Origin of the sequence: Flavobacterium aquidurense, from assembly GCF_002217195.1 — a bacterium.
GTDB classification, from domain to species: domain Bacteria; phylum Bacteroidota; class Bacteroidia; order Flavobacteriales; family Flavobacteriaceae; genus Flavobacterium; species Flavobacterium frigidimaris.
Window position 1 is genome coordinate 50,060 of the sequence record NZ_MUGR01000020.1, and the last position, 12,463, is coordinate 62,522.

At 37.8% G+C, this 12,463-nt stretch carries 5 protein-coding genes; all 5 read left to right on the forward strand.

All coding sequences use genetic code 11. The features are described 5' to 3' along the window. The first annotated feature begins 325 nt into the window (after positions 1 to 325). The 5 genes from B0A67_RS10860 to B0A67_RS10880 all read left to right on the forward strand — a co-directional run bounded on the left by B0A67_RS10860 (position 326) and on the right by B0A67_RS10880 (position 12,411). Positions 326 to 3,472, forward strand: coding sequence for a glycoside hydrolase family 2 TIM barrel-domain containing protein (locus tag B0A67_RS10860; protein WP_072960074.1), 3,147 nt, complete (start codon positions 326 to 328; stop codon positions 3,470 to 3,472). 5 nt (positions 3,473 to 3,477) lie between these two features. Then, on the forward strand, positions 3,478 to 5,796 hold the full coding sequence (locus B0A67_RS10865) for a glycoside hydrolase family 20 protein (RefSeq protein WP_072960073.1): 2,319 nt from the start codon (positions 3,478 to 3,480) through the stop codon (positions 5,794 to 5,796). Positions 5,797 to 6,002: 206 nt separating this feature from the next. After that, the gene (locus B0A67_RS10870) at positions 6,003 to 7,487 is read left to right on the forward strand and encodes an alpha-L-fucosidase (RefSeq protein WP_072960071.1); all 1,485 of its coding nucleotides are present in this window, start codon (positions 6,003 to 6,005) and stop codon (positions 7,485 to 7,487) included. A 10-nt stretch (positions 7,488 to 7,497) separates the two neighbouring features. After that, positions 7,498 to 9,738 (forward strand): GH92 family glycosyl hydrolase, encoded by a 2,241-nt coding sequence (locus B0A67_RS10875; RefSeq protein WP_084074557.1) that lies wholly within the window; start codon positions 7,498 to 7,500, stop codon positions 9,736 to 9,738. Positions 9,739 to 9,750: 12 nt separating this feature from the next. Next, complete coding sequence (locus B0A67_RS10880; RefSeq protein WP_072960069.1) at positions 9,751 to 12,411, forward strand: glycoside hydrolase family 3 protein; 2,661 nt, start codon at positions 9,751 to 9,753, stop codon at positions 12,409 to 12,411. Positions 12,412 to 12,463 lie beyond the last annotated feature (52 nt).

Sequence of the window (12,463 nt, forward strand, 5' to 3'; positions counted from 1 at the left end):
TAAACTTTGACAAAGTGTTACGTCCTGATTGTAAACACAAAATTGTCATTTCGACGAAGGAGACGCGAGTGATATCGAACAGACGAAGTAAATCACACAGGAAACTCTTCAAAGTCATTCGTTGATCATTGTCGATGAACTAATGCGATTTCTCCTTGAAATGACGAACTTATAGAAGGCCGAATTGTGTATCAATTTAAACACATCAAAACAGGTTGCTATCGCATAGATAGGTTTGTTTCAATAAGTGAAACGCCTTTTTAGATTTAAAATGTCCATTTCTATGTGTTTAGAAAAAAGCACAGGCAGAATAAAAAAATAAGGAATGAAAAAATCAATATCCATATTATCAGTATTAATTACCTCCATTTTAGCTGTAAATGCACAGGAGAAAGTTCCGTTTTGGCAGAATGAAAAAATCAATGAAGATAATAGAGAGCCCATGCACGCCGCCTATTATGTTTTTGAAAATGAAGCATTAGCGGACAAAAACGAATGGAGACAATCTAAAAATTATCTGGACATCAACGGAGCCTGGAAATTTAAATATGTGGATAATCCGGCTGCGCTTCCAAAAGATTTTGAGAAAACCAATTTTGACGATAAAGCCTGGGACAATTTTAAAATTCCCGCAAGCTGGGATGTAAACGGTTATGGCTATCCGGTGTATGTCAATACATCTTATGATTTTGATTATTTAATGGCGCCAAATCCGCCGTTTGTTCCCACAAAATATAATCCGACAGGAGTTTACAGACGAGAAATTACAATCGATAAATCGTGGGAAGGAAAAGATATTTTTCTTCATATTGGTACAGCAAAATCCAACCTTACGGTTTGGGTAAACGGTGTATATGTTGGTTATGGCGAAGACGGAAAACTTCCTTCTGAATTCAACTTAAATAAATATCTAAAAACGGGTAAAAATACGATTGTACTGCAGGTGATGAAATGGAATGACGGCTCGTATTTAGAATGTCAGGATATGTGGAGAATGAGCGGGATTACCAGAGATTCGTATTTGGTGGCGAGAAATAAAGCACATTTGAATGACTTTGAAATCATTCCGGATTTAGATGCCAATTACGTAAACGGAAGTTTGAAAATCTCAACTGAATTTTCAAATTTAGATAAAAAAGAAAGTTACACTTTTGAAGTACAGCTGAAAGATAACGGAAAAATTATCGATTCAAAAAAAGCAGTTTTATCATCGGAAACTAAAAAATCAGGATTTGATTTTTCAGTTAATAACCCGAAGAAATGGAGTGCTGAAATTCCGAATTTGTATCAGGTCAGTTTTATTTTAAAGGATAAAAAAGGAGCTGTTGTTGAGGTTATCAATCACAATGTTGGTTTTAGAAAAGTAGAAATTAAGGGCGGACAGCTTTTAGTAAACGGAAAAGCAATTTATATAAAAGGTGTTAACCGACATGAGACAGATCCGGTAACGGGCCAGACGATTTCGAGAGAACGCATGGAGCAGGATATTAAAATCATGAAAGAGTTTAATATCAATGCAGTACGAATGTCACATTATCCAAACGATGAATATTTTTATGAATTGTGCGATAAATACGGAATTTATGTGGTTGATGAAGCCAATATAGAATCTCACGGAATGGGTTATGATATTACCAAAACTTTGGGTAATAAACCCGATTGGGAACTGGCGCATTTACAGCGCATGCAGCGTATGATCGAGAGAGATAAAAACCATACATCGATCATTATCTGGAGTATGGGGAACGAAGCCGGAAACGGTTATAACTTTTACAGAGGTTATTTATGGATTAAAAACAGAGATAAATCAAGACCAATTCAGTACGAAAGAGCTACTGCAGGCGCCTGGGACGGAAAGGATTTAAAATTTGACTGGGATTCTGATATTATTGACCCAATGTACAGTTCGCCGGACAAAATGGAAGAATATATTCTGGCAAATCCAAATCCGTCAAGACCTTATATTCAGTGTGAATACGCACATGCAATGGGGAATTCGATGGGGAATTTTAAAGATTATTGGGATGTCATTCGTAAGTATCCAAATTTTCAGGGCGGGTTTATCTGGGATATGATCGATCAGTCTGTATATAAAAAACAAGCGGACGGAACTACAATTTTAGCTTACGGCGGGGATTTTGGGCCTAAAGATGTAAAAAGCGATAACAACTTTGTAAACAACGGTGTATTTACTGTTGACAGGAAACCAAATCCGCATGCTTTTGAAGTAAAAAAGGTGATGCAGAACATTCTGACTTCCTGGGAAAATCAGGAGACAGGAACAATAAAAGTATACAATGAATTTTCGTTTAAAGAGTTAAGCAATGTTACTTTGCATTGGGAATTAATTTTAGACGGAGTTACAGCAACAACAGGCGTTATCGATTACTTGGCAATCGACCCAACACAGTCAAAAACATATACATTGCCAATAAATTTAGGCGATAAAAAATACCAGGAAGCTTTTATTAATATCAGTTATCAGTTAAAACAAGACGAGCAGTTTTTACCAAAAGGTTTCGAAATTGCAACAGAACAGCTGGCATACAAAGGAATCTGGAAAAACGATATTAAAATTGAAGGCGCATCAAAAATTACCGTTGAGAAAAAAGTAAACAGCACCGTGTTTAAAAGTGATAAAGCGGAGATTACTTTCGATAAAAAAACCGGATTTATCAGTGGTTATTCCTTTCAGAATCTTCCGGTTATAAAAGACGGTTATCAATTGCGTCCCAATTTTTGGAGGGCACCAAACGATAATGATTTTGGGGCCAATTTTCAGCTAAACCTGAAAGCCTGGAAAGACGCAACAGAAAATCCAACGTTGGTAAGCTGGACGTCTTCGGCAACAAAAGACAATAAAATTCTGGTAAAAGCAACGTATAGTTTACCACAGGTTACGGCGACTTTAGAATTGAATTATGAGTTCAACAGTAATGGTGAATTAGTTGTAAAAGAAATTTTAAATAGGGATAAAACCAAAGAACAGCCCATGTTGCCAAGATTTGGTATGGAAGTAATTGTTCCGAAGGATTTTAGCAATTTGACCTATTACGGAAGAGGACCGTACGAAAATTACATCGACAGAAACTACAGTTCTCCCGTGGGACTTTATACACAAACGGTCTCAGAGCAGTATTATCCGTACATCCGTCCGCAGGAAACCGGAAATAAAACAGATGTACGTTTCTTAGCATTATCAGGCGATAAACTAAAATTGACCGTAACATCAGATAATCTGTTAGCGATTACAGCTTTACATTTTTTAAATGAAGATCTGGATGACGAACTGCAGAAAGACCAAAGACACGCTGCTGAATTGAAAGAAAGAGATTTAACAAGTTTAAAAATCGATTACAAACAGATGGGCGTTGGCGGAATCGACAGCTGGCAGGCATGGCCAATGGAAAAATACCTTTTGAAAGACAAAAATTATCAGTATCAATTTAAAATAACACCTTCTTTAAAATAATAATTATGAGAGCATTAAAACCACTTTTTGTCTTACTCTTCTTTGCTGTTTTAAGTTCAGGTTATAGCCAGAAAATTTTCACGGAAAAAGACATTAAGATTATTCCAAAACCAAATCAATTGGCAGTGCAGCCGGGAATCTTCGAGTTTTCTAAAAACACTGTTTTTGTTGCCGGCAGCGATTTTCAAAAAGAGATTTCGAATGCCTTAATCAATAAATTCGGGATTGCTGCAGGCTGGCGTCCGGTTTTGGGCGTAAAAGCACCGCAGCGTAATTTTGTTCAGTTTAAGGTGGATCCGGCCTTTCATAAAGAAGCTTATAAACTGGAAGTAAACAATGACATTATTACCATTACAGCAAAAGGAAACGCTGGTTTTATATATGGACTAGAAACAATAAGACAATTATTGCCAACTGCGATCGAAAGTAATGCTGCAATAACAACTGCAAAATGGCAGATCCCGAATGTAACGATTACAGACGAACCGCGTTTTCAATGGAGAGGTCTGATGCTGGATGTATCGCGTCATTTCTTTGATAAAAATTATATCCTGGCTACAATCGATCGTCTGGCCATGCATAAAATGAATGTTTTGCATCTGCATTTGGTTGACGATCAGGGCTGGAGAATTGAAATTAAGAAATATCCAAAACTTACCGAAGTCGGGGCATGGAGAGTCGATCAGGAAAACCTGTCATGGAATGCAAGGCTAACGACAAATCCGGATGAAAAAGGAACCTATGGCGGTTTTTTTACACAGGAAGAATTAAAAGAAATTGTAAAGTATGCCGCGACAAAAAATATCGAAGTAATTCCTGAAATCGAAATGCCGGCACACGTAAGTTCTGCCATTGCATCCTATCCAGAACTCTCTTGTTTTGATCAGCGCATTGGTGTTCCTTCAGGAGGATTATGGCCTATTACAGATATCTATTGTGCAGGAAAAGAAAGCACATTTGAGTTTCTGGAAAATGTGCTGGCTGAAGTCATGACCATTTTTCCATCAAAATACATTCATATCGGAGGAGATGAAGCGACAAAGACCAATTGGACAAAATGCCCGCATTGTCAAAAAAGGATGAAAGATCTGGGGTTAAAAGACACCAATGAACTGCAGAGTTATTTTGTAAAACGAATTGAAAAATACATTAATTCTAAAGGCAAAAAAGTAATTGGCTGGGATGAAATTGTCGAAGGAGGTTTAGCTCCCGAAGCAACCGTAATGAGCTGGAGAGGAACAAAAGGCGGTATTGAAGCAGCAGATCAGGGACATGATGTTATTATGACTCCGGAATCACATTGTTATTTTAATTTTTATCAGGGACCTCAAAACGACGAACCTTTGGCTTTTGATGCTTATACACCCTTGAATAAAGTTTATGAGTTTGATCCTGTGGTACCAACAATGTCGGCTGTCGAAGCCAATCATGTTCTGGGCGGACAGGCCAATTTATGGGCAGAACATCTTGCAGGACCAAAGGATTCAGAATACATGATTTTTCCGAGACTGGCTGCTATGGCTGAAGTTTTATGGAGTTCAAAAGAAAGCCGCAACTGGAATGATTTTACAACGAGATTAATGCCATTATTGACACGCTACGATTATCTGGGAATCAATTATGCAAAAAGTGCTTATCTGGTTACCGCTTCTTCAAGTGCAGATTTGGTTAAAAAACAAATCAATGTGGCATTGAAAAACGAATTTCCAAATCCGGATATCCGATATGTTTTGGGAGATAAAAGTATCGATCGCCATGCAGAAAAATATGTGAACCCAATTGAGTTTAAAGCCACAACTGTTCTAAAAGCATCGCTGTTTCAGGATGATAAACCCATTGGAAAAACGTTTACGGATACAATTGTTTTTCATAAAGCAGTGGCGCACAAAGTAAGATACTTAACAGCATTCAATCAAAACTATAAAGGAGATGCCAATACGATGGTCAATACCATTCGCGGCAGTAAAAATTTTCATGACGGACAATGGCAGGCATGGCTGGTAAATGATATGGAACTGGTGATTGATTTTGAAAAACAGGAAAGTGTTGAGCAGGTAATCATTGGAACTTTAGAAAGTCAGGGCGCGGGTATATTTTTTCCTGTACAGATTAAGGTTTTGGTTTCGAATGACGGAATCAAGTATAAAGAAGTTGGAAAAATATCCCGTGATTATGCCGCAAATGTGACATCAGAATTGAAAAGTTTCAAAATCAATTTTGTAAAAACGAATGCCAGATTTGTAAAAGTAATTGCTTATAACTTAAAGAAAAGTCCTAAAGGCGAGGATTCATGGTTATTTGTAGATGAAATTTTAGTGAATTAAACTTTGTCAAAGTTTGAATTGCAAATAAAGGTTTAAACACCTAGTAACATAGGATTTATTTTTAGAGTGAATAAAAAAGAGTAGTAAAGAAACCGGTTTCTCGCACAATAGCTCATTGCTCTTTTTAGCTCTGAAATGTTAGAAATCACAACATAAAAACAAAACAAAACAAAAAACGAAACCAAAAACCTTTAAAAAGAATAAAAATGAAAAGAGGAATATTGATAATTGCAGTATTGTTTTCAGTTCAAATGTTCTCACAGGCCATTTATGAAGACGAGCGTTATATACCGGAAACAGATCCGCTGGTATTGAAAAATCTGGAGGAATGGCAGGGAAAAAAGTTCGGATTGTTGATGCACTGGGGAACTTACAGTCAATGGGGAATTGTAGAATCCTGGTCAATTTGCCCGGAAGATTACGGATGGTGTGAACGCAAAAAAGGAAGCAATCCGGGAAATTATACAGAGTATGTAAAAGAGTATGAAGGTTTGAAAAAGACCTTTAATCCAACAAAATTTGATCCGGCCAAATGGGCCAAAGCAGCCAAAGCAGCAGGAATGAAGTACATGGTTTTTACAACAAAACACCATGACGGATTTAGTATGTACGACACAAAATATTCTGATTATAAAGTAACAGACAAAGATTGTCCGTTTAGCGCCAATCCCAAAGCAGATATTCTGAAAGAAGTTTTTACTGCTTTTAGAAATGAGAATATCTCAACGGGAGCTTATTTTTCTAAACCGGACTGGCACAACGAAAATTACTGGGATCCTTATTTCCCTCCTTTTGACAGAAACGTAAACTATGACCCGTTATTGTATCCAGAAAAATGGCAGAAATATGTTGATTTTACACACAACCAAATTTTAGAAATCCTCACCAATTACGGTAAAGTAGACATTTTATGGTTAGATGGCGGATGGGTTCAAAAAGATAGTCCACAAGATATTAAAGAATACTATGATGGCAAATTTGCAGAGAATACCTCTAAAAATGGTTTTATCAAACACAGAGCTGTAGATCAGGATCCTAAAATGGACGAACTGGTGGTAAAAGCACGTCAGAAACAACCCGGATTAATCGTAGTCGACAGAGCAGTTCACAGTAAAAACCAAAATTACCTGACTCCTGAAAACAGAGTTCCGGAAAAAACACTTCCTTATCCCTGGGAATCTTGTATTACTTCCGGCGGAGGATGGTCGTATACTCCGGATGCAAAGTATATGACAGGCAGAGAAGGTATTCAGATGCTTGTTGATGTGGTAGCAAAAGGCGGGAATTTATTATTGAATGTTGCTCCAAGTCCTGAAGGAGAATGGCAAAAAGGAGCTTATGATTTACTGGCAGCTTACGCAGATTGGATGAAAGTAAACAGTACCGCCATTTATAACACAAAACCAATTGCTCCGTTTAAGGAAAATAACATTTGTATGACGCAAAATAAAGCCGGAAATGTATTCTTGTTTTATTTGGCCAAAGAAGGAGAGAATAAAATCGCATCTGAAGTGGTGGTAAAATCGATTAATCCTAAAAAAGGAACAAAAATTACGATGTTAGGTTCTAAAAAAGCCTTAAAATGGACTAAATTTGCTGACGGATTTAAAGTCACAATTCCAGAAAGCTTACTAAATAATTTACCCTGTAAAGAAGTCTGGACTTTAAAGATTGAAGCCATTAACAGATAGAAGACTAAATATGATTTTGACTAAAAAAATAACCATACAGGCAGCATGTGTTTTTAACATGCTGTTTTTTGGCATAAATGCTTTTGCACAACAGCCGGCAGAGTTCGTAAATCCCCTTATCGGAACTTCAAATTATGGCGCTACGTCTCCCGGACCAATTGCACCAAGAGGTATGGCAAGCATTAGTCCGTTTAATGTGGCGGGCGCTCAAAATCGTTTAGAAAAAGACAGTCAATGGCTGTCTAACCCTTATGTAAATGAAAATACGTTTTTAACGGGATTCAGTCAGGTTAATTTAAGCGGAGTAGGTTGTCCTGATTTAGGTGTTATTTTATTAATGCCAACAACAGGCGCAGTCGAAACCAACCATCTGCAATATGGTTCTGCTTATTCGAAAGAAGTGTCTAAAACGGCTTATTACAGTGTTAATATTGATAAATATAAAGTCAAAGGCGAATTTACAGCTTCAAAAAGAGTAGGAGTAAGCAAATTCACTTTCCCAAAAGGGCAATCTAATATTTTGTTGAATCTTGGTTTAGGTTTAACAAATGAAGAAGGAGCGATGGTAAAAGTAGTTTCTTCGACAGAAATAGAAGGAATGCGCACCGTGGGATCATTTTGTTATAACAGTCCTGAAGATGCTTATCCGGTATATTTTGTAGCTAAATTTTCAAAACCCGCAGATAAATTCGGAGTTTGGAAAAAAACACCAAAATATGAAGGCGTAGAAGCACAATGGATGGGATATAACGGGAAAACCAGAATGATGGACAACACCATAAAAACGGTTGTTGGCGACAGTATAGGAACTTACTTTACGTATAAATTCGCTAAGGAAGAAACCGTTGAAGTAAAAATTGGAGTGTCGTATGTAAGTATCGAAAATGCCCGTGAGAATTTAGAAAAAGAAACCGGAAATAAAAATTTTGATGCCGTTTACAAAGAAACGTATGACGAATGGAACGAAGAACTTTCGAAGATTTTAGTCGAAGGAGGTTCTTATCAGGATAAAGTTATTTTTTACACCGCATTGTACCATACTTTAATACATCCCAATACTTTAAATGATATTAACGGGGAATATCCGAAAATCAAAAGAACTAAGATAGGCAAAACCACAGGTACGCGTTATACCGTGTTTTCTTTGTGGGATACCTACAGAAATATGCATCCGCTAACGTCTTTAGTTTATCCTAAGCAGCAATCAGATATGATAAAAAGCATGCTGGATATGTATGATGAAAACGGCTGGCTGCCAAAATGGGAATTAAATTCAACAGAAACATTTACGATGGTAGGAGATCCTGCAAGTATTGTTATCGTTGACGCCTGCTTAAAGGGAATTCAGGATTTTGATATTTACAAGGCATATTACGCAATGCTGAAAGGGGCCGATCAGACAGAAAATAATCCGTTGCGTCCCGGACTTAAAGAATATATCGAAAAAGGATATTTATCGACTAATTATGCCGGTCCGGTTTCTACAACTCAAGAATACAATACGTCAGATTATGCAATTTCACTTTTAGCGAAAGCGTTAGGAGAAAAAGACGATTATAAGCGTTTTACCAAACGTTCGCTTTCTTACCAAAAGTTATACGACAAAGATTTAAAATTACTTCGCCCAAGATTGGCTAACGGAAAATGGTATGAACCTTTTGATCCGGAAGCAGGATCTAATTTTCAGACAAATGTAGGTTTTATTGAAGGCAATGCGTGGCAATATGCTTTTATGGTGCCGCATGATATCAAGGGGTTGATGAAATTAATGGGCGGTGAAAAAGCGTTCTCAGATCAATTGCAAAAAGTTTTTGATATCAAGCAATTTGACATGGCAAACGAACCGGATATCGCTTATCCTTATTTATTTAATTATATAAAAGGCGAAGAATGGAAGAGTCAGGAAATGGTCAAAAAACTGGTACGTGAATATTTCAGAAATGAGCCAAAAGGATTGCCCGGAAATGACGATACCGGAACGATGTCTGCCTGGTTGGTATATTCTATGATGGGAATTTACCCAATTTCTCCGGGAGATCCAATTTACACGATTACAACGCCAATGTTTGATAAAGTGACCATAAAATTAGATCCCCGATATTATAAAAAAGAAAGTGTTGTCATCGAAAGAGAAATCAATAGTGACGACAAAATCAAACAAATTCAATTGGATGGAAAACCATTGAACAGTTATTTTATTTCGCACGATGCTTTTGTGAATGGAAAAACGCTCAAGGTGATTCAGTACTAAACACTCACAACTATGTTACAATTAAAAATCAAAAAAACAGCCATTATTTTTGTAATGGCTGCGGGATTCTTTTGCCCAATTCAAGCCCAGAAAAAGTACCCGTATCAGGATGCAAAACTACCTGTAGAAGAAAGGGTAAGTGATTTATTAAGCCGAATGTCACTGGAAGAAAAGGTACGTCAGATGGACATGTACAAAGGCGAATTTTTTAAGGAAAAAGAAGATTTTTCTAAAACCAGGTCTGCGGCAAAAATTGGAAATCTGGGAATTGGAGCAATTCATGATATTTATCCACGATCTGCAAAAATGATTAATACACTTCAGAGCGAAGTAATCAAAAGAAACAAATGGGGAATTCCTGCACTTATCATGTGCGAGATGCTTCACGGTTATTTAGATGACGGTAGTACGGCGTTCCCAATGAATATAGGTTTAGGTGCCACCTGGGATACTAATTTGATGAAAAAAGTGGGCGGTGTAATTGGTACCGAAGCCAGGGCACACGGAGTTCATTTTGGTTTAGGACCCAATCTTGATGTTGGCCGCGAACCACGCTGGGGCAGAGTTGCCGAAACATTTGGTGAAGATGTCTATCTGGTTGGCGAAATGGGAACGGCAATGATAAAAGGAATGCAGGGAGATGATCTAAAATCAGATCGTTCTATTATTGCAGAGCCAAAACACTTTGCAGTTCACGGTATTCCGGAAGGCGGAGCAAATTCTTCGCCTGTATTGGTGGGTGAGCGTGCAGCACGTCAGGACTTCTTGCCGTCATTTGAAAAAGCATTCAGAAAAGGCGGTGCATTGGGAACAATGTGTGCATACTCTGAATTAGACGGGATTCCATGTGCGGCAAATCATTGGTTACTAACTGATGTTTTGAGAAAAGAGTGGGGTTTCAAAGGAATTGTAGTATCTGATTTAGGTGCAATAAAATATTTACAGACCACACATTATGTGACAAATTCTCCAAAAGAAAGTATTAGAGAAGCCGTTGCAGCGGGAGTGGATATGCAGTTCTATGATTTTACAAATGAATTCTGGCAGACCAGCATCGTAGAACTGGTCAACGAAAAGAAACTGACAATGGAGCAGATTGATCGTGCTGCGGGAGGAGTTTTGAGATTGAAGTTCTTATTGGGATTATTCGAAAATCCGTATACAGATAAAAATTTAATTAAAGAACGTTTTCATACCAAAGAAAATCAGGATGTTGCTCTTGAAGCGGCGCACAAATCGATTGTTTTATTAAAAAACGAAAACAACATACTGCCTTTAAAGAAAGATATTAAAACAGTTGCCGTTATTGGTCCAAACGCAAATGCTTCGAGATTAGGAGGATATTCCGTTAAAAACAAAGTGGGAACAACGGTTTTAGAAGGAGTTCAGGAAGTTGTGGGTAAAACTGCCAATGTACTTTATGAAGAAGGAGTTTCTTTAATTGTAAAAGGGCAGATTATACCGTCGAAATATTTATTTACGCCGGATGAATCCCAAAACGGATTAAAAGGGGAGTATTTCAATAACAGAAATGTAGAAGGAGCTCCGGCTTTGACCCGTATCGACAGCCAATTAGAGTTTGACTGGCCTTGGTCTCCGGGCGATGGCGTTACAGATGATGATTTCTCTATTCGCTGGACAGGATATCTAAAATCAGATAAAGCCTTTGATGGCTGGCTGGGTTTAAGTTCTGATGACGGAATCAGAATGTGGATTGACGATCAATTGGTGATTGACAACTGGACGAAAGGGGCGACAAGCATGGTGACAACTCCAAAAAATATCGAAGCGGGAAAAAAGTATAAAGTCCGTATCGAAATGTGGGAAGGAGGCTGGGGAGCCAGAGCGCATTTGCGTTGGAATCTGGAAAAAGTAAACTTTCAGCCGGCGATCGACATTGCTAAAAAAGCCGATGTTGCGATTGTCGTTTTAGGAGAATCTAACGAATTGGTGGAAGAAAACAGAGATGTTGCTTCATTGGATTTACACGGGATGCAGCAGGAACTGATTGAAGCGATTCAAAAAACAGGAACACCGGTAATTTGCGTATTGCTCAACGGACGTCCGCTTTCTACCAATTGGATCAGCGAAAACATTCCGGCAGTTATCGAAGGCTGGTTTCCGGGAGAATTAGGAGGAAGAGCTGTAGCCGATGTTTTATTTGGAGATTATAATCCGGGCGGAAGACTTCCCGTAACAGTTCCAAAATCTGTTGGGCAGCTGCCTATATATTACAATCAAAAACCATCTGCGATTCATAAATATGTGTCAGAGAGTGAACATCCTTTATATACATTCGGTTACGGATTGAGTTATACGAAGTTTGAATATTCAAATCTTAAAATCAGTTCGCCTGCAATCCAAGCTGACGGAGAACTGAAAGTGAGTGTCGATGTCAAAAATACAGGAAATCTGGATGGCGATGAGGTAGTGCAATTGTATCTTCATGATAAATACAGCAGCGTAACAACTCCCGCAAAAACCTTAAAAGGATTTAAGCGATTACCTATTAAAAAAGGAGCAACTGCAACAGTTGAATTTACGCTTACTCCAGATGAATTATCGATCTGGAACCGTGAAATGAAAAGGGTTGTAGAGCCCGGAGATTTTGAAGTTATGGTAGGAGGAAACTCCGTTGACGTCCTTAAAACAGATTTCAAAGTATTGAACTAATTCCTGTAAATGGAATAAAATGTTTAGTGAATAACATGTTAAGCGAAGAATG